General features: G+C 34.3%; 16 protein-coding genes. 9 read left to right on the top strand and 7 right to left on the bottom strand.

All coding sequences use genetic code 11. From position 1 onward, the window contains the following. Positions 1 to 378 precede the first annotated feature (378 nt). Positions 379 to 1,014, top strand: coding sequence for an FMN-dependent NADH-azoreductase (locus tag AC5LWL_RS16020; RefSeq protein WP_493435247.1), 636 nt, complete (start codon positions 379 to 381; stop codon positions 1,012 to 1,014). A gap of 395 nt (positions 1,015 to 1,409) precedes the next feature. Next, on the top strand, positions 1,410 to 3,920 hold the full coding sequence (locus AC5LWL_RS16015; RefSeq protein WP_493435246.1) for an SH3 domain-containing protein: 2,511 nt from the start codon (positions 1,410 to 1,412) through the stop codon (positions 3,918 to 3,920). 351 nt (positions 3,921 to 4,271) lie between these two features. Here AC5LWL_RS16015 and AC5LWL_RS16010 read toward each other — a convergent pair whose 3' ends face one another. Continuing rightward, the gene (locus tag AC5LWL_RS16010) at positions 4,272 to 5,396 is read right to left on the bottom strand and encodes an NAD(P)/FAD-dependent oxidoreductase (protein WP_493435245.1); all 1,125 of its coding nucleotides are present in this window, start codon (positions 5,394 to 5,396) and stop codon (positions 4,272 to 4,274) included. A 567-nt stretch (positions 5,397 to 5,963) separates the two neighbouring features. Between AC5LWL_RS16010 and AC5LWL_RS16005 the strand changes: the two genes are divergently transcribed. From AC5LWL_RS16005 to AC5LWL_RS15995, 3 genes are all read left to right on the top strand, one after another. Further along, entirely contained in the window at positions 5,964 to 7,265 is a 1,302-nt protein-coding gene (locus AC5LWL_RS16005) for a C40 family peptidase (protein WP_493435244.1), read from the top strand. Positions 7,266 to 7,879: 614 nt separating this feature from the next. Next, positions 7,880 to 8,587 carry a metal ABC transporter ATP-binding protein gene (locus tag AC5LWL_RS16000; protein WP_493435243.1) on the top strand — a complete coding sequence of 236 codons (708 nt, stop codon included), beginning with the start codon at positions 7,880 to 7,882 and terminating at the stop codon, positions 8,585 to 8,587. Next, positions 8,533 to 9,384 (top strand): metal ABC transporter permease, encoded by an 852-nt coding sequence (locus AC5LWL_RS15995; RefSeq protein ID WP_493435242.1) that lies wholly within the window; start codon positions 8,533 to 8,535, stop codon positions 9,382 to 9,384. Before AC5LWL_RS16000 ends, AC5LWL_RS15995 begins: the two co-directional genes overlap by 55 nt. Positions 9,385 to 9,745: 361 nt before the next feature. Here the strand turns inward: AC5LWL_RS15995 and AC5LWL_RS15990 are convergent, their stop codons facing one another. The 5 genes from AC5LWL_RS15990 to AC5LWL_RS15970 form a co-directional block, all read right to left on the bottom strand. Further along, positions 9,746 to 10,708 (bottom strand): D-2-hydroxyacid dehydrogenase, encoded by a 963-nt coding sequence (locus tag AC5LWL_RS15990; protein ID WP_493435241.1) that lies wholly within the window; start codon positions 10,706 to 10,708, stop codon positions 9,746 to 9,748. 393 nt (positions 10,709 to 11,101) lie between these two features. Further along, complete coding sequence (gene phnE / locus AC5LWL_RS15985; RefSeq protein WP_493435240.1) at positions 11,102 to 11,905, bottom strand: phosphonate ABC transporter, permease protein PhnE; 804 nt, start codon at positions 11,903 to 11,905, stop codon at positions 11,102 to 11,104. Next, the gene (gene phnE / locus AC5LWL_RS15980) at positions 11,902 to 12,705 is read right to left on the bottom strand and encodes a phosphonate ABC transporter, permease protein PhnE (protein WP_493435239.1); all 804 of its coding nucleotides are present in this window, start codon (positions 12,703 to 12,705) and stop codon (positions 11,902 to 11,904) included. Before phnE (AC5LWL_RS15980) ends, phnE (AC5LWL_RS15985) begins: the two co-directional genes overlap by 4 nt. Further along, positions 12,702 to 13,472: a phosphonate ABC transporter ATP-binding protein gene (phnC, locus tag AC5LWL_RS15975; protein ID WP_493435238.1), complete on the bottom strand. Its 771-nt coding sequence runs from the start codon at positions 13,470 to 13,472 to the stop codon at positions 12,702 to 12,704. Before phnC ends, phnE (AC5LWL_RS15980) begins: the two co-directional genes overlap by 4 nt. Positions 13,473 to 13,754: 282 nt before the next feature. After that, positions 13,755 to 14,681: a phosphate/phosphite/phosphonate ABC transporter substrate-binding protein gene (locus tag AC5LWL_RS15970; protein ID WP_493435237.1), complete on the bottom strand. Its 927-nt coding sequence runs from the start codon at positions 14,679 to 14,681 to the stop codon at positions 13,755 to 13,757. A gap of 333 nt (positions 14,682 to 15,014) precedes the next feature. Between AC5LWL_RS15970 and AC5LWL_RS15965 the strand changes: the two genes are divergently transcribed. The 4 genes from AC5LWL_RS15965 (at position 15,015) to AC5LWL_RS15950 (ending at position 19,122) form a co-directional block, all read left to right on the top strand. Then, positions 15,015 to 16,574, top strand: a complete 1,560-nt coding sequence (locus tag AC5LWL_RS15965; protein ID WP_493435236.1) for a bifunctional metallophosphatase/5'-nucleotidase — start codon at positions 15,015 to 15,017, stop codon at positions 16,572 to 16,574. A gap of 221 nt (positions 16,575 to 16,795) precedes the next feature. Next, the gene (locus AC5LWL_RS15960) at positions 16,796 to 17,524 is read left to right on the top strand and encodes a gamma-glutamyl-gamma-aminobutyrate hydrolase family protein (protein ID WP_493435235.1); all 729 of its coding nucleotides are present in this window, start codon (positions 16,796 to 16,798) and stop codon (positions 17,522 to 17,524) included. 157 nt (positions 17,525 to 17,681) lie between these two features. Beyond that, positions 17,682 to 17,948, top strand: a complete 267-nt coding sequence (locus tag AC5LWL_RS15955) for a phosphocarrier protein HPr (protein ID WP_493435234.1) — start codon at positions 17,682 to 17,684, stop codon at positions 17,946 to 17,948. 397 nt (positions 17,949 to 18,345) lie between these two features. Next, positions 18,346 to 19,122 (top strand): ABC transporter ATP-binding protein, encoded by a 777-nt coding sequence (locus AC5LWL_RS15950; RefSeq protein ID WP_493435233.1) that lies wholly within the window; start codon positions 18,346 to 18,348, stop codon positions 19,120 to 19,122. Between the two features lie 504 nt (positions 19,123 to 19,626). Here AC5LWL_RS15950 and AC5LWL_RS15945 read toward each other — a convergent pair. After that, a complete protein-coding gene (locus AC5LWL_RS15945; protein WP_493435232.1) occupies positions 19,627 to 19,941 on the bottom strand; it encodes a hypothetical protein in 315 nt (104 codons plus the stop codon). Positions 19,942 to 20,095 lie beyond the last annotated feature (154 nt).

Below are 20,095 nucleotides of genomic sequence, written 5' to 3'. Positions count from 1 at the left end.
TAACCATTTATCGAAAAAATAATAAGGGATAACTGAAACATCGCAGCATAAAAAAACAAGCCTCCCATTTTATTGTTCTAAACCGAGTCCTATCAAGATTTGCAAACGAATTTGAAGGTGCGAAGTTTGAGGTAATAAGTAATCTTCCTCTCAAGATTAATAATAGAAGTTAAAAAGATTGACAACTAAAAAAAATTCTTGTAAATTTATATTGAATTAAAGATATATTATTTAGAGATATATCATCCGGAGATATAGCAATAAATAATATATTATTTGAAGATTTTTCTGTATAATATTTCTTCCTTATTGGAAGGATTAATTTATGGAAGAAAGAATAAACTATTAGTTGAAATTGTAAAAGAAGGGGAGATTAATTTGGCAAAAGTATTATATATTACAGCACATCCACATAATGAAACAGTTTCATACAGCATGGCAGCAGGGAAAGCATTTATTGAAGAATATAAAGCTGTGAATCCTAAGGATGAAGTCGTTCATATAGATTTATATAAAGAAAACATTCCACATATTGATGCAGATGTTTTTAGTGGATGGGGAAAACTACAATCAGGAAATGCATTTGAAGCATTATCCACTGAAGAACAACAAAAAGTTGCTCGTCTCGGGGAATTAAGTGAGCAATTTGTATCTGCTGACAAATATGTTTTTGTTACACCTTTATGGAATTTCTCTTTCCCTCCTGTAATGAAAGCTTATATTGATTCTGTAGCGGTTGCGGGAAAATCCTTTAAATATACGGAGCAAGGACCTGTTGGTTTATTAACAAATAAAAAAGCGCTTCATATTCAAGCTCGTGGTGGAGTTTATTCACAAGGTCCTGCAGCAGATCTTGAAATGGGGCATAAATATTTAAGTATTATTATGAACTTTTTTGGAGTACCTTCTTTTGAAGGAGTATTTATTGAAGGACATAATGCACAGCCTGATAAAGCAGCAGAAATTAAAGAGAATGGAATTGCTAAAGCAAAAGATGCAGCAAAAACATTTTAATAGTTGGATTTCTAAAAAAGCGTTGATTCTTATAAAGAATCAACGCTTTTTTTAGGTGAAATAGCCTGTAAAATTTTTAATGAAATTGTAAAGTAAATTAAATATGATGACAAAGACTCTTTTTTTATAATAAAAGAGAAAGAAAAAAATCTCGAAAATACGTTGTAATTACATAGATCAAAGTGTCATATTTTCCAGTATAGTTATTATTGTATAATAACTATACTGGAAAATATGACTATAGTATTATATACGAATAAGAAAATTGGTAATAATATAGGTATTAACTAATAATATAGTAATATTTTTTTTTATGATAAAAAATACATAAGTTATAATAGGTATAAAGAATGGTATTTTAACAGATGGTTCCAATTGACTAGGAGGTAGATGAGATGAAAAAGGTAGTTGTACCTGGTGTCTTTTTAGCAGCATTAGCTGCACCGGTACTTGTTCATGAAGTACATGCTGATTCTATTAATGGGAAGGAAATAAAAAAATATGTTGATGTAGATAAAAATTCTAATCTTAATGTCAGAAAGATTCCTTCTACATCGGCAGAAGTTGTAGCAAAACTGAAAAAGGATGACGGTGTACTCGTTGCCAGTGAAACAAATGGATGGGCGAAGATTTCTATTAATGGAAAAACAGGATATGTCGCTTCCAAGTACTTAACAGCTACGACAGCAAATACACAACAAGCAACAACAAACAACTCCAAAGCGGCAGAAAATCCAACAGTCAAATATGTGAATGTTGATAAAGGCTCTAGTTTAAATTTACGCATAAAGCCTTCTGGAAATTCTTCGATTATTGTCAAGTTGGCAAAAGGTGTTTCTGTAACCTTTTATTCAGAAACAAATGGATGGGCAAAAGTAAAGGTTTATGGAAAAGAAGGATATGTTTCATCGAAATATTTAACAGAATCAAAAACAGCAACTACTGATTCAACTACCACTGTAAACAAGAGTTCCAACAATCAAATAAAGTCTGTAATTAAGTATGTCAATGTTGCCAATAAGTCTACTTTAAACATGCGCAGCAGCGCGAGTACAAAAGGAAGTATTGTCACAACTTTAAGCAGAGGGACAAAAGCAGAAGTTCTATCTGAAAAAAATGGATGGACTAAAATTAAAGCAAATAATAAAACTGGCTATGTATCCAGCCAGTATTTATCAGCAAACAATCCGGTAAAGGGTACAGATAATTCAAAAGAAGAAGTTAATTCGACCAAATTAATGTATGTCAATATTAATAAAACATCAACGTTAAATTTACGCAGTACTGGAACTACCTCTGGTAAAATCTTGGCAAAACTAACAAGAGGTACGCAGGTGGAAGTATATTCACAAGCAAATGGCTGGTCAAAGATAAAGGTGAATGGAAAAACGGGTTATGTCAGCTCTGAATTTTTAGCAGCAACAAAGATAAGTGACGACTTATCAGATGAAGGAAATCAAAATAGTTCAGATGAAAAGCAGGAAGAAAATAAAACGAAATACGTAAATGTTAGTGGGAATTCCTCATTAAATGTTAGGAAATCAGCATCAACTAGTGCAGCTGTTCTTACGAAACTTGCTAATAATAAGGAAGTAATCGTTTTATCAGAAAAAGATGGATGGACAAAAATAAAAGTTGAAAATATAACTGGTTATGTAAGTACAAGTTATTTAACAGATAAAAAGAATACAGCAAATTCTACAGAAGAACCCAATCAAAATAATTCAGATGAACCAAATAATGATAATTCTTCGGATGAGGTAACAAAATACGTAAATGTTAATAAAGGTTCTAATTTAAATATGCGCGAACAGCCAACAACAACGGGAAAAATTATTAGTAAATTAGAATCTGGAACAATTGTAACTGTATTGTCTGAAAAGGATGGATGGGCAAATATCTCAGTGAATGGGAAAACTGGCTATGTTAGTTCAGAGTTTTTAGCGTTTAAAACAGGTGAAGAATCTGGGACAAGCAATGGAACAGTACATACTACTTATCAAAATTATGATATTTCGCTTGATCAAATGACAACGATTCAAATGGAAGCAACTCCACAAACGGACAAAAAATATAATGTTTACATAAGAGAAGATGCTTTAGTTTTCAAAACGGCTGATGCTACAAAAGGATCTGTCCTTGGAAACGGCTGGAGATTAAGAGGAGGAGCTGGCACTGAATATTGGGTGACAAATAAAGTGAACAGTGGAGATCAATTAACTGTAGTAGCAAAAGTGAAAGGGTCAGACGGCTATTATTGGTATGAAGTAAAAGGTACGTCTACATGGGTAGCTGCAAGTAAAGACGACACTTCCTATTATATTAATCCACAGAACTTCGTTTCTAATAAAGTTACAACGATGCAATTCTTAAAACTATCAGAAACGACGAATATTAATGATGGAGAAGTAAATGAAAAAATATTAGCAGGAAAAGGAATTTTATCAGGGAAAGCTTCTGCATTTGTAACAGCTGCAAATGCATATGGTGTGAATGAAATATATCTTATTTCCCATGCATTGCTTGAGACAGGTAATGGAACCTCTACATTAGCAAGTGGTGTTTCCTACAATGGAAAAACAGTTTACAACATGTACGGAATAGGAGCTTATGATGGCAGTGCTGTCACTAGTGGAGCAAAGTATGCTTATAATGCTGGCTGGTTTACACCTGAAGCCGCAATTATTGGAGGAGCAAAATTTATTGCCCAAGGTTATATTAATGCTGGACAAGATACATTATATAAAATGAGATGGAATCCATATGCGGCAACGGCAGAAGGAGTGGCAACACATCAATATGCATCAGATATTGGATGGGCTACAAAACAAGTAAATCAAATCTATAATTTATATAATCTATTAAACTCCTATACTCTAAAAATAGAAGTTCCAGTATATAAGTAATGAACTTAAAGCTAAAGCTGTTTTCAAAAAGCAGGATTACAGAAAAAACGGAGTACACAGAAACTCAAACAACCAAATTTTGCACCATGGCGCATGAAAAGAAGCACTTTCTAAAGTTTATAAGCAGGGAACAGCTGGAATACACGAAGACTCCCGCGAGAATGCGAGAAAGACGAGACCCCGCAGCGCAGCGAGAAGGCTCGGTACTCGCCACATGGAAAGCGAAGAGTATTCCGGCTGCGGACTAATTGAGAGAGCGAAATCCTCTTTTCAGGGTAGCCTAACTAAAAAGAAGAAGCTAAACCTATCAGCAGATTGCTGAGGTCATAGCTTCTTCTTTTTAATAAACATTTACTCATTTTCTATGATGCAGCTGTCAACAGTATAATCCTCAAATTCTATATCAGTTTTCATACGTAGCACATATTTAGCAAGCTGCTGGCCAATAAATGGACCCATCGTTAATCCAGAAGCTCCTAATCCATTAGCAATAAGCAGTCCATCATAGTTCCGTACTCTTCCAAATACGGGCAGAAAATCAGGAGTGAATGGACGAAATCCAACTCTTGCTTCAACAAAAGTGCAGTTTAATAATCCAGGCGCATATTTTAATGCCTTATCTATTACTTCTTTTATGCCCCCAACTGATAAACGATAGTCAAAATCAGTGTTGTTTTCATGTGTTGCACCAATAACTAAATGATTATTATCTAAAGAAAGAATATATTGATCATGAGGAGGCATAACAACAGGCCATTTTGTACAATCCGTTTCAGGTAATTCCAAATGGATAATTTGTCCTTTTTGTTCTGTTACCTGTAATGAAATGGATAAAGGCTGCAATAATTGATCTGCCCAAGCTCCAGCTGTAATAATTATTTCATCTGCTAGTATAGTTTGATCCTCTGTTCGTACTCCGATAATTTTTTTCCCTTCTATAATAAGAGATGCATTTGTATGTAAAAATATAGCTCCTAGTTTTTTAGATGTTCGGATTAGAGCATTGCGAAGGGCAAAACCATCGACTCTTGCAGCCCCGCTTACATAAACTGCTTCATAGCCAGCTGCAAGTGGAGGGAATAAGTCTTGTACTTCTTCTTGACTCAATAGTTTAACATTGCCTATTTCTGGTGCGGTCTCTCTTCTTTTTATCGTTCGATCTAGCATGGCTTCTAATTTGCTGTGATCAGAATGGATGCTTAATGCCCCAACTTTTGCATAACCAGTAGAAAATTCTTTATACTTTGCTAACTCTTCTATTAAATTGGGGTAATATTTTGCCCCTTCCCTTGCTAAACGATACCATCTTTTATTTCTGCGCTGTGATATCCATGGGCAGATAATACCAGCAGCAGCAGCTGTTGCTCTGCCATTATCTTCTCTATCAATGATTATAACTTCGGCTCCTCTTTTCGCTAATTCATATGCAGTGGATGCACCCAAAATCCCACCGCCAATTACAATTATCTTTTTCATGTTTTATACCATCCTTGACATTTTGTGATAGTTAAAAGTGATTATCGTTCATTTTTACTATTATATCGTATAAATAATTTTCCTCACAATGTCGAATAGTGGAGAATTGTGTATAGAATAAATTATTTGTAAAAAATAAACCAGTTTTATTATTTTTTATGTCGGATCCTTATAAAAAGATCGTTTAAAGGGAAGGTATTGTAAATAAGCGTTTCCAAAATAAAAAGAAAAGGTTTACACCGTCGCGTTTGGAAAAATGATACATTTTTTAAGCTGTTTTTTTTATAGAGAAGAAAATTGTACAAATTGTGAATAAAGATGAAAAAAGATAATTTGAAACATAACTGTAATATTCCTATTACTTAAATGACAAATTATGATGTTATACTTCTATTTGTGGCGAAAGATGTTGTATTTAAAAACATATAGATCGAAAGTCATGAATTTGGAAAATATGACAAGACATGGAGTTTTACAAGTAGAACATACATAATGACATTAAATAAATTTACATACTTAGTTCGAATAGATAAATTAGACATTAGAGAATCCAGGGGGAAAATGGGAATGTTAAAAAAGAAATTAGTAGTATTAAACACAACAATATTGCTTGGATTAGGAAGTAGTTTTGCTGCTCCAGCAATTAATGCTCAAGCATCAACACAATCGGAAATTTCAGTGCAAAGATCAGAATTGAATTCACAAATCTCTGATGCAGAAATCAAAATAGTGGAAGCACAGGAAAAACTAGTAGCTTTAAATGAACAAATTAATCGTGTGGATAAAGCAGTGAAAGAAAACATAGAGCTTATTAAAGAAACAAAAGATAAAATTGCTACTACAAAAAAAGAAGTTGCTGCATTAGAAAAAGAAATCAATGATTTGAAAGAAAGAATTGAAAAACGCAATCTTCTTTTAAAAGAAAGAGCTCGTACTTTCCAGGAGAATGGCGGAAGTGTTGACTATATTGACGTTTTATTAGGGGCTGCTAGCTTTAAAGATTTTGTTGATCGCGTTGGTGCGGTTGCAACAATCATGGAAGCAGACCAAGATTTAATTGCAAGCAATGAAGCGGATAAAAAAGACTTGGAAGCGAAACAAAACAAAGTGCAAGAAAAACTAACAGGGTTAAATGATATGAAACTTGATTTAGAAGAAATGCAAAAGCAAATTCTTGCACAAAAAGAAAAAAATGAAAAATCTAAAAAAGAGCTGCAACAAAAACAAGCAGAAAATAAAAAGCTAAAAGCAGAATTAGAGCAAAAAGACAGTTCACTTGCATCTAAAGAAAAAGAAATTAAAGCAATGCTTGCTAAGAAAAAACAAGCTGAATTAGATTCTTTAGTTAGCTCAACTGTTCAAGCGAATAGTTCAAATGAGTCTAAGGCTACAGGCAGTAAAATAAAAACTTCTAATGTAAGTAATGACAGTAGCAATGATGATAATAACAAACCGGCTGTTAACACAAGCAATGTAAGTACTGGTGGCGGTAAATCATCTGTTATTACAGCAGGGTATAAATATATTGGAAACTCAACTTATAAATTTGGCGGCGGCAGAACTGCTTCAGACATAGCGAATGGATTATTTGACTGCTCTGGTTTCGTTCATTGGGCATATGCTCAAGCAGGTTATAGTATTGGTTCTAGTACAGATGCGTTAAAGAATCAGGGTACAAGAGTATCAGCAAGTGAAATGCAACCAGGAGATTTAGTATTTTTTAATACGTATAAAACAGATGGACATGTTGGAATCTACATAGGTGGAGGACAATTTATTGGTTCTCAAAGCTCTACAGGTGTTGCGATCGCTTCTATGACTAGCGGTTATTGGAAAGGCGTATTTAATGGTAGAGTAGTAAGGTTCTAACTCTTAAAACTATTTTTATAGAAGCATTACCTAAAGTAGTTTATAAATTAGGTAATGCTTTTTATTATGCTTATTATATGTATACCCATTATGAAAAGATATAATCATATGTTTATATCTTTTTTTGGAGAAAAGTTTACTACATAGTATTCTATAGAATAGTTAGATTAATGATCAAAATTATAAAAAGAAGTAAGGATTTTAACTTAGAAGGGCAGAATGTTAACCTAATTCCTTATTGAAAAATTCTCTTTTTGAAAAATCATGTGATATAATTAGAAAGCGTGTGCGGCACTATATATTCACACGCTTTTTCTACATTTTTCTTGCAGTATAAGCAATGGATGATCGATAGAAAACAATAGTAGATAAAGAAAAACTTCCATCAGTGGATGGATTACGCAATGGAGTATTCCATTTAGTTTTGTTAACCACTTTTAACTTTTACGTGCAGCAAGAGTGGGATAAACTATTAACGCTGAATATAATAGAAGGAAAACATCCTTTAGTGGAATTTATGTAAAAGAGATTGGTGTAATGATACAGATATGCTAGGAAGGAGCACGCCTAGTGGGAATTCACTATATCCATGTAAAAGAAAGGAGAGTAAAAAAATGAAACTGGCAACAATAAAAAATATTAAATTTGGCTATGATCATATTCCTGCACTTGATGGTGTTTCATTTGAATTAGAAAGCGGAGAGTTTGTTGGAATTACAGGTCCTAATGGAGCATCAAAGTCCACATTATTAAAGCTTTTATTAGGCTTATTAAAACCGTGGTCTGGTGAAATATCTATAGCTAAAACAAACGGCAGCGGAAAAAAATTAACGATTGGATACGTTCCACAGCAAATTTCTTCTTTTAATGTTGGTTTTCCAAGCACCGTATTAGAACTTGTTCACTCGGGAAGATATCAAAAAAAGAAATGGTTCCAAAGTTTGAAAGACAGTGATCACGAAGCAGTAAAAAGAGCATTAGAAATGGTGGATATGTGGCAGTATCGGCATAAAAAAGTCGGTGATTTATCTGGAGGCCAAAAACAAAAAATTATTATTGCTCGAATATTAGCATCTGAGCCTGACTTATTAGTATTGGATGAACCAACAACAGGTATGGATTCTGAAAGCAGAAAAGGCTTTTATGAGTTTATGAAACATCAAGTAAGGCAGCATCATCGTACGGTTGTTATGGTTACACATGATCAGGATGAAGTAGAGGATTATTTAGATAAAATAATTCATATAGAGAAAGGAGAAAAAGGTGGATGGAAATGTTTGACCTTGAATTCATGCAAAGAGCGTTTTGGGCAGGCGGAATGATAGCTGTTATCGCACCAATCATTGGTGTGTTTTTAGTGTTAAGAAGACAGGCTTTAATGGCTGATACTCTATCCCATATTTCATTGGCAGGTGTGGCGATTGGTTTCTTTTTCCATCAAAATCTTACTTACTCTAGTATGTTAATAGTGGTTGTAGGAGCATTGGGAATTGAAGTAATGAGAAGGGCATATCATGCTTATTCGGAAGTATCAATTGCTATATTGATGGCTGCTGGACTATCTTTAGCATTATTTCTAATGAGCGTATCAAAGGGCGGAATGAGTACGAGCATGGATCAGTATTTATTTGGCAGTATTATTACAATTACGGAACAGCAGGTGTATGTACTAGCTATTGTAACAGTTATCATTTTAGTATTTTTCTTTATTTTAAAAAGGTCGATGTATCTAATGACATTTGACGAAGATACAGCAGCAACTAGTGGAGTAAATACAAATCTCTTATCCGTGTCTTTTAGCGTTTTAACTGGTGTTGCCATTTCCGTTATTATTCCAACAATTGGTGTATTACTGGTCTCAGCTCTACTTGTTTTACCGGCAGCATTTTCTATAAAGCTTGTGAAAGGCTTTAAATGGGTTTTTATTGTTGCTATATGTGTTGCTGTATTTAGCATTTTCACAGGATTATTTTCTTCTTATCAATTAGGGACACCGCCTGGTGCAACGATTACCTTGCTAATGGTAGCTATTTTAGTTTGTGGTTTTGTATTTCAGAAATTATTTTTCTATTTTAGAAGAGCATTAAAGCAGAAACAGCATCGGCAAATGGAAGGGTGAAAGAGAGGACTCAAAAGTTATGTAAGACGACTTTTGAGTCCTTTTTTTATGTAAGATGGTGTAAAAGAGAGCGTTTTTAGATGTCCTTCTTGTTGTGCGCCCTTGACTTTGGCTCTCTCAATGAGTCTGCAGTCAGAATACACTTCGCTTTCCATGGAGCGGTCGCCGAGCTTCATTGTGCTACTTTACGGGATCTCGCTAGTTCCTGCAATTCCCATAAAAGTCTTCGTGTATACAGGCTGCTCCCTGCTAAACTTAAGAAAACTGCTTCTTTTCATGTTGACGGTTTACTAATTAACAGTTGGCAGGGAGAGATTGACTAACTGAATGTAGACGTTATTACTATGAATGCATCAGAAAATTAATAGCCTTTTTTATAATTCACTGTATTAACAGATACAGTACTGTCTTTTAAATACGTCTTTAAATTTGGGAGAAAGATATCTTCTACCATCCGTTTGCTGTACTGGGCAGTTGAACCTGATGTATGAGGTGTGATTATTACATTTTCCATTTCCCATAATGGACTTTCCTGTTGCAGTGGTTCCGTTTCAAATACATCTAAACCTGCACCTAGAATCTCTCCATTGGTTAAAGCGGAAATTAAATCATCTTCTTTGACAATTTCTCCACGACCGATATTAATAAAAAATGCTGTATTTTTCATGCTGTTAAATTGTTCTTTTTGAAATAAATGATGTGTTTCTTCGGTAAGTGGCAATGTAACAACGATATAATCACAAACTGAAAGAACTTGGTTTAAATCTGACTGTTTGTACATTTCATCAACATATTCAGCTGGTTTTCCTGAATGGCGCACACCTAAAACCTTCATGCCGAATGCTTTCGCTATTTTTGCTGTTTCTTGGCCAATTGCTCCAACGCCAATAATACCAATTGTTTTTTCATGTATTTCAAGTTTTAAATCCTTGCCATCCCAAACTTTTTGTTGCTGATTTTTAACATATGTATGAATGTTCCTTGTTAAACTCAGCATGAGTGCGAAGACTGTTTCTGAAATTGGAAAACTATGAACACCATTAGCACTTGTGATAAGAATATCTTTAGCGGCTAAATTATTTAGTGGCAAGGAGTTTACTCCGGCACTCCAAGTTTGTATCCATTTAAGCTTGTCATTCTCGAATACCTTGTCATGGTCCCACTTGTTTTGCCAACCAATTATAATTTCTGCGTCTATAAGATGTGCTTCCCAATCACTTGCGTCTTTAGAAGCGTGTATCTCCCAATCTGGAATTACTGATTTTATTTTATTGACAAGTGCGGGTTGTACAGCATGTGTAATTAATAATTTGCGTTTGGTCATTGCTTTACACCTCATATTCGAAATTTTCCTTCTATTTCATTGTATCAAAATATAGCATAAAGATGCGAATAAAAGGATTGTATATGTATTTTCTTTTAAGCTACCCTGAAAAGAGGGTTTGTCTTTCTCAGTGGGTCCGCCAGCCGGAATCCACTTCGCTTTCCATGAGCCTCCTCGGAGTAAACTCCTGTGGGATCTCGTCTGTCTCACGAATCCAATAGGAGTCTTCGTGTATTCTGTCTGCTCCCTGTTTCCACTAGCAAAAAACTTAGGGAATCTGCTTCTTTTCAGGTGATGATGCAAATTTGCTTAGTTTGAGGCGTAAACATTACAAAAAGTATTTAAAAACCCCCTTTATAAGGGGGTTAATGAAATAAGTACAGTAAGGAATAGTTAGACAATTTTTCTTCTTAAAAATCCGGAAATAGCATCAATAATGGTTACCATCACGATAATGCCGAGTAGAATAATTCCTACTCGATCCCAGTCCCTTGAAGCTAATGCAAAGATAAGTGGGGTACCTATTCCGCCGGCACCAATTACTCCAAGAATGGAAGCAGAGCGGATATTGATTTCAAATCGGTAGAGTGTATAGGATAAGAAACCTGGCATCACTTGCGGCAGCACGGCAAACCATAGCATCTGAAAACGATTGGCGCCAGTAGCAATTAACGCTTCAGTTGGTCCCATATCAAGATTTTCGATTTCTTCTGAAAATAGTTTTCCAAGCATACCAATCGAATGCAATCCAAGTGCAAGTACACCGGCAAATGAACCTGGCCCCACAACTTTAATAAATAAAAGTGCCATGACAATCTCAGGAAAAGTACGAATAAAACTTAAGATGAATTTTCCTGTTCCAGAAATGGTTTTTCCTTTACTCATATTATTTGCTGCCCAAAATGCAAAGGGGACACAAAGAATAGCAGAAATAAATGTTCCCAGAATGGCAATTGCTAAAGTATCCAGTAATCCGCGAAGTAAATCTTCTCCGTCTGGCAAATAAACATAATCCCAATCAGGATGAAAAATACCAGAGAAAATAGCTTTTGATATTTGACCTGCCGTTTCTTTCATTCCGTTTAAAGGTAAACCAGAAAATGCCCAAATATAAATGAATGCCAACAATACGAAAATAACGGTTTTAAATATAAATTTCTTTTTCGGTTTCTTTAAAGTAGTAGTCGATTGGCTCATAATAATTTCTCCCGTAATTTCGTACTTATATAGTCTATTATTAATACAATAACAAGTGTCATAACAATAATAGATGCAGTTTTATCATACTCAAGAAAACCAAGTGTTTTATCGTAATATTCACCAATTCCGCCTGCACCAACAAGTCCTAGAATAGCAGCTGCTCGGACATTGACTTCAAAAGTGTATAAAACATAACTGGTGAAATGTGCTGTTATCTGAGGGATAACACCAAAAAAGATCCATTGTAGTTTATTGGCGCCAACCGCTGTCATTGCTTCTAAAGGTCCTGGATCGATTGCCTCAATTGCTTCGTATAATAATTTGGCAATTAAACCAATAGAAAAAATAGATAATGCAAGCATACCGGGCAATGCTCCCAATCCAAAAATAGCAACAAAAATGGAGGCTAATAATAGGTCAGGAACAGTACGAATTAAATTAAGGATAAATCGAAATGGATAGTAAATAAAAGATATACGAAAGATATTATTCGCACAAAATAGAGCAAGAGGAACAGCTATAATAGCACCAAATGTTGTGCCAAGAACAGCCATTCTAATTGTTTCTAACATTGGTTCTATAATTCTCTCGAAATATTGCCAGTTAGGTGGCCACATTTGTGCAAGTAAATCAAACATATTCGAAAATCCTAACTGTAATTCGCTAAAGGAAGACTCCGTTTTATAGGCGCTCCACCATAATAAAAGCACTACTAAAAGGACTGTCCATATATGTTTCGTTTTTGCTGGAGGTATAGGTGCTTGTAGTGCGGTTTTTTTCTTGTCATTTGTGCTCATACTGGTTCACCTAATAGTTCATCTTTTTTTAGTGGTCTACCATAAATTTCAGCAAACACTTCATCAGTTGCTGATTCCACAGGTCCGTCAAACACTATTTCTCCAGCACGAAGACCAATAATTCTTGTTGCATATTCACGAGCTAAATCGATAAAGTGCAAATTAACAACTGTTGTAATACCATCTTCTTGATTGATTCGTTTTAAGTCATCCATCACTTGTTTTGTAGTAAGGGGATCTAACGAAGCAACTGGTTCATCTGCCAAAATAATCTGTGCTTCCTGCGCCAAAGCTCTTGCAATCGATACACGCTGTTGCTGTCCACCAGATAGTTCATCTGCGCGCGAATATGCTTTTTCTAGGATATTTACACGGTTTAATGCATTTAATGACAGCTCAACATCTTCTCTCGGGAATAAACCTAAAATAGTTCGTAGTGTATTATGATAGCCGACACGTCCAGACAGCACATTTCGTAATACGGAGGATCGTTTTACTAGATTGAAGCTTTGGAAAATCATGCCGATATCCCGACGGATTTTTCTTAAGCCAGTTCCTTTAGCTGCTGTGATTGATTGTCCATTAATAAGGATTTCTCCTTCTGATATCTCATGAAGACGATTAATTGAACGGAGAAAAGTAGATTTACCTGCACCAGAAAGCCCAACAATAACAATAAATTCACCTTTATTAATGGTGATGTTAATATTATTCAATCCTTTAGTTCCGTTTGGATATACTTTTGTGACATTTTTAAACTGTATCAATTGCCAACCAACTTTCTACTATTTTTTCATATTATATTAGAGAAAAGAAATGATTCTAGGTGAACATACAATTTCTTTTCTACTAAAAGATTGATTTTTTATCCAATCAATCCTTTAGTAGAAAAAAAAGCTAAACCATTCAAGGATTAATACGGAATGGTTTAGCGATTTATAAAGAGGCATAGTGGATGCTAATAGGAGTTAACAAGAAGCAAAGTTAATATAAAATCCTAATAAAAAGCAATATCCAACATTACATCTATGCCTCTACAAAGTGATAAACTACTCCGTTTTTACCTTTTTAGAATACTCACGCACAATATCGAATTTGCTGTCGTCAGAAACAACGTATCCTTCATGTGTATAGATTTCACTGATGATTTTATGCCCCTCATCACTTTTACCGATATTAATAAAGGCATCTTGAAGTTTCTTTTGCCAATCTTTATCCATATCGGATCGAACAGAAATGGTATCATTTGGTATAGCTTCCGTTTTATCAATTACTTTTGTATCATCAAATACTTTTGGATAGTCTGCTTTTACAATATTACGGGCATCTTGAAATACAACTGCAGCATCAACATCACCGTTTAATAGAGAAATAACTGCTTGGTCATGTCCTTTAATATTGACGCCTTGTACATCTTTTTGAGGATCAATATTATTTTCCATTAATTTAGCAGCTGGCCAAACATAACCGGCAGAGGATGTTACATCCTGGAATGCGATTTTTTTGCCTTTAAGATCTGCAATGCTGTTAATATTCGAATCTTTTTTCACAATAAAAATACTATTATAAAAATCTACTAATTGATCATTTTGTGATCCATCGTCGTTAATTCCTTTACGTTGTGCTTGGAGAATTACTTCAGCTGCTTTTTTCTCTTTTGCAAGAACGTAAGCAGTTGGAGGTAAGAAACCAACATCCACTTTTTTAGACGCCATTGCTTCAATAATGGTGTTATAGTTAGTAGAAACACTAACCTTAACCGGAATTCCCAATTCTTTCGATAATAAGCCTTCCAATGGTTTTGCTTTAGCTTCTAAAGTACCTGCATTGGAAGAAGGCACGAATTGAACCGTTAATTCCTTTGGTACATAAGCTGCCGATTTAGATTCATTATCATCCTTTGCTGAACCACAACCACTGAGTAAGCCAGCTGCCAATGATAAGGATACGCCGAATGATGCTAATTTTTTAAACATGTTTCAACCTCCGAGAAATACTATATTTTATTACATGTAAAAATATAGCATAATATTGTCGGAAAGTGACAAAAAATTTGTGTAAAAAACTATTTTTTTTTGTAAATTCTAAATTTACATTATCTTAAAATTTGAAGGAAAATGAAAAAAAGTAAACAAACATAGAAATATCAACAGATAATTGTATAGAGAAAACATATATTGTAAACTATTAATGAGTATTTATTTATTAAAATAGAAAAGTAGAAAAATAGAAAGATTAATATATTCTTCTACTATAATAAAAAAGAATTTAAGAAAGTGAAAATGATGATTTCTTAAGGGGATGAAGTCTTGACAAACACAAATATAACTATTTTATTGACAAGTGATGTTCATGGAAATATATATCCAATTAATTATGGGACGAACGAACAGGCGAATGTTGGTTTAGCTAAAGTTGCGACAATCATAGATCGAGAGCGAAAAAAAAATGAACATACTATTGTACTGGATAATGGAGATTTAATTCAGGGAACACCGCTGACTTATCATTATGTAAATTTTTTAGCAGAGAAAAAAAATCCAATGATCGCCTGTTTAAATGGGCTGAAGTATGATGCTGCTGTTATTGGAAACCATGAATTTAATTATGGGATAGATACACTTAAAAAAGCTGTACATGAATCTGATTTTCCATGGTTATGCGCCAATATAGTAGATAGCAGAACAAAAGAACCTTTCCTTGGAAAGCCATACATAATAAAAAACGTCGGTTCATTTAAACTGGCTATCTTAGGCATAACAACCCACTATATTCCGAATTGGGAAAATCCAAATCATATAAAAAATTTAGAGTTTAAGGATGCTTTATCGAGCGCAAAGGAATGGATAGCAAAAATAAAAGCTGAAGAAGAACCAGATGTAATGATTATGTCTTACCATGGAGGTTTTGAAAGAGACATACTGAGTGGTGAACCAACAGAAGTATTAACAGGAGAAAACCAAGGATATAGGATGTGTAAAGAAATAGATGATCTAGATGTATTATTAACAGGCCACCAACATCGGTCATTAACAGGCTCTTTATACGGAACAGAGCTTATTCAAGCAAGTAATAATGGCCAAATGGTCGGAAAGATTTCAATAAACCTTAATCAAATGGGGGAGATAGTGGGAAAATCTTCTGAATTAATATCAGTTGTAGATGTTTGTGCAAAGGAAGAAATAATAGATCAAGTAAAGGAATATGAAGAAAGTACGCAAAATTGGCTTGATACGCCAATAGGGTTTATAGATGGTAATATGATTGTTGCAGATCCATTAGCAAGCAGATTAGAAGACAATAGTTTAATTGAATTTATCAATAAAGTGCAAATGGCAGCAGCTGAAGTGCAAATAGCAAATACTGCTTTATTTAATAATGAATCTCCTGGGTTTAAACCGAATGTAACGATGCGGGATATTGTTTCAAACTATATTTATCCGAATACATTAAAGGTTCTTGCTTTAACAGGAGAGGACATTAAAGCAGCGTTAGAGCAAAGTGCAAAATATTTCATGCTAAATGAAGAGGGCGAACCAGCAGTAAGTTCTGATTTTATCCATCCAAAGCCACAACATTATAATTATGATATGTGGGAAGGTATTGAATATATATTAGATATTTCAAAACCAGCAGGAAATAGAGTAGTAAAACTTAGTTTTGAAGGGAAACCTTTAGAAGAAAATAAGGAGTATGAGGTTGTAATGAATAACTATCGTGCAGGCGGTGGCGGCGATTATTTGATGTTTCAAAATAAACCAGTTGTTCGGGAGATTCAATTTGATATGGCAGAACTGATTGCTAACTATATAATGGAGAGAAAAACTGTGACTGCTACATGTAATCATAATTGGAAAGTGATTTGGTGAAAATATTATACATGTATTTGAAGCGGCATGAATGGAGCCGCTTTTACTCTTTTAGGTTTATTGTTACTCACAGACTACTGTTTAAGATTGCGAGACAGGCGAGAAACCTAGTGCTAAACTATGTGTTAATAACATTGACATTTATTACTACTTAGTTTAGTCTTAATATTAAAAAAATTTAGATAGTATATAAGTGTGCTGAGAAAGAAGGGATGATTAGGATGGAGAAAAAACCGGTTATTGGGATAACAGGTGCGTATGTATTACATAATAAATTTATGGAAGGCTCTTATACCCATCATGATTATCAAAAAGCGATAGCAAAAAACGGAGGTCTGCCGATTATATTGCCATTTGTTCAGGAAGATTTAGCAGAAGAAATGGTAGAACAGTGTGACGCTATTTTATTAAGTGGAGGAGAAGATGTAGATCCTTCCATGTATAACCAAGATCCGCATCTAGATTTAGGTGCTACAATTCCATTGCGCGATAAAGTGGAGTTGAAAATTATAAAAGCAGCAATGAAACGTAATATGCCGATATTTGCTATTTGCCGTGGGATTCAAATATTAAATGTTGCACTTGGAGGGACACTTATACAAGATATTCCAAGCAGTGTGAAAGACAGTATAAAGCATAGCCAGATTGTGGACCGAAGCTGGGATACACATTGGGTTACGATAGTGGAAAACAGTAGACTTGAACAGATTATGAAGGACACTTCTGTACGAGTAAATAGTCTTCATCATCAAGCAATTGATCGAGTAGCAAATGATCTAGCAGTAGTTGCACAAAGCTCGGATGGTATAATTGAAGCGGTAGAGCATAAAAGCTATCAAAATTTCTTTCTCGGCATTCAGTGGCATCCAGAATCGATGGCTGCAACAAACGAAGCGATGAATCGTTTATTTGCGCAATTTGTAAAAAGTGCGAAAAAGGAACTCGTCTAGCAACATACTATAAGTAAAAAGTATAATAAAAGTTATACTATTATTATGTTAAAGGAAATTAGAAGAACGAATAATATTTAGAAAAAAAATTAGTATTACATAGTAAAATCAGCTAAAATAGAAAAGTAACATATATTTTATTCGGAGGTAATACAAAATGAGCGAAAAAACTTTTACTATTATTGATGAAACAGGGATACATGCTAGACCAGCTACTTTATTAGTTAGCACAGCTAGCAAATTTAAATCTGATATGCAAATTGCATACAAAGGCAAATCCGTTAACTTAAAATCCATTATGGGTGTTATGTCATTAGGAGTACCACAAGGTGGAGAAATCACAATTTCTGCAACTGGAGAAGATGCATCCGATGCAGTTGCTGGCTTAGAAAGTGCATTGAAAAATGAAGGATTAGTTGGTTAAGTTAACAACTAGAAGACCCTCTTTTAAAAGAGGGTCTTCGTTTATAAGGAAAAGTATAAAATTTTTGAAATGTGAAGTCTGTCTAGCGCCAGCGCCTAGCCCCTGTGAAAGATAACCTCTTGTCTCTAAAAGTAAAAAACACTTTTTAAGTCAAGAGAACATTTTTCTTCGGGGTTAAGCAAGGCTTCTGTGCTTTTCTTACCTAAGGTACTAAATATTCCATTCATACATAAATTCAGTTAAAATAATCTGTATATTATAAAGATTCAATGTTTTGGAGGGCGATAGAAAAGTTTTTTACTTGAGTCATTCTATTATAATGTCATTAAAATTCGGATAGCAGAGATAAAAAATAATTTATTTTTAATAAGAAGCAAAAAAGTTTGGGGAGATACAAATGATTGTTCGAGCAGAAGGAGTAGGGCTGAAACGAAATGGGAAGTGGATTTTGCAGGATATTAATTGGAAAATCAATAAAGGCGAGCATTGGGTTTTATATGGACTGAATGGGGCTGGAAAGACAGCATTGTTGAATATGCTTTGTGCTTATTATCATCCAACAGTTGGAGCTGTTGAAGTATTAGGTAAGGTGTTCGGCAAAGCAGAATTAGGTGGAGCTTTACGAAAAAGAATAGGATTAGTGTCAAATAGATTACAACAAAACTTATATGCATCGGATAGTGCCTATGAAATTATTTTAAGCGGGGCATTTGCATCAATCGGTCTTTATGAAACACCAACAGACGAGGTGCGGCAAAAGGCAATCGATTTATTAAAGCAGCTTGGCTGTTTTGATTATGCCAATCGTGCTTATAGTAGTTTATCACAAGGTGAAAAGCAAAAAGTATTAATCGCTAGAGCGCTAATGCTTGATCCAGAACTAATTATATTAGACGAGCCGGCAACTGGTCTTGATTTTTTAGCTAGAGAGCAATTACTAGAATCCATTCATAATATGGCGGAAAAAGAAAATGCTCCCACTATCATTTATGTCACACATCACTTAGAAGAAGTACTTCCCGTATTTACACATTCTTTTTTATTGAAAAAAGGAACGGTATTTGCTAAGGGAAGAACAGTTGAAATGATGTCAAGTGAAAATTTATCAAATTTTTTCGAATTTCCAGTAAAAGTGATTTGGGATAAAGACCGACCGTTGCTAACACGTGCATAAAGAAATTCTTAACGATAGAAAAAAGTACAGAATAGACAAACCAGACAAACTTGTAACATGGCACAAGAAAAAGAAGCAGCTTTCTACTTTTTATGAAGCAAATTTGAAGCAGAGAGCAGCCAGAATACACGAAGACTCCTATGGGATTAGCGGGAAAGAAGAGATCCGATAGGAGCAAAGCTCCTAGGAGGCTTGACGCCCGCCCCATGGAAAGCGAAGTGTATTTCGGGTGCGGACTTAATTGAGAGAGACAAATCCTCTTTTCAGAATAGCTTAAATACATTATACCTCCTGCTTAGAAAGAGAAAAGACGTCGTCCATACTAGAGTAATGCGAATCCGCTGAAAAAGTGAATACTAAAAAATAATAATAGATAGTGAAAAAACGAACACCCCATGGAATCATTAATTTTTACAGATGCCACACTAAATCAATAGGATGAGTGTTATCAAGTTTCTCCAATCAGTTTGTCTAATGAGCTTACGATAAAAAGAAGCCCTTCTATTACTCTTTCCAATCTTCATAAACTACTACACCGCCAGTTAAATCGATCGTATTTCGTTCTCCTTTATATAGCAACTTCCCATTTTCTTTAACGAGAAGATTTTCAAAAGTATACACTTTTTTTCCACTCGGTAGTGTAATAACAACTTTTTCTCCTAAATCTCTTGATGCAGTTGACGTATGCGTATGTGAGAAATAATGTCCAATACCTATATAGATGCTTATGAAAACAACTATTATAACTAGACTTACTACTAACATCATTTTTTTTCTAAATGGATTTTTATTCTCTTTATATTTATCTGAGCGGTCCATAATCTCCTCCAAAAAAACATCCATAGTCCTAAAAAAAATTGAGGGATGAAATAAAAAATCCAAAATTATTTATAAACCAATTCATTACTAATTAATTTCCCTTAATTGTAAAATATGAAACGATTAATAAAAACATGATAAAAAAGTTATTAAT

Source organism: Niallia sp. WK069_GA_01, from assembly GCF_983173855.1.
The sequence above is the reverse complement of the archived record's forward strand: the minus strand, read 5'-3'. Positions and strand labels throughout refer to the sequence as shown.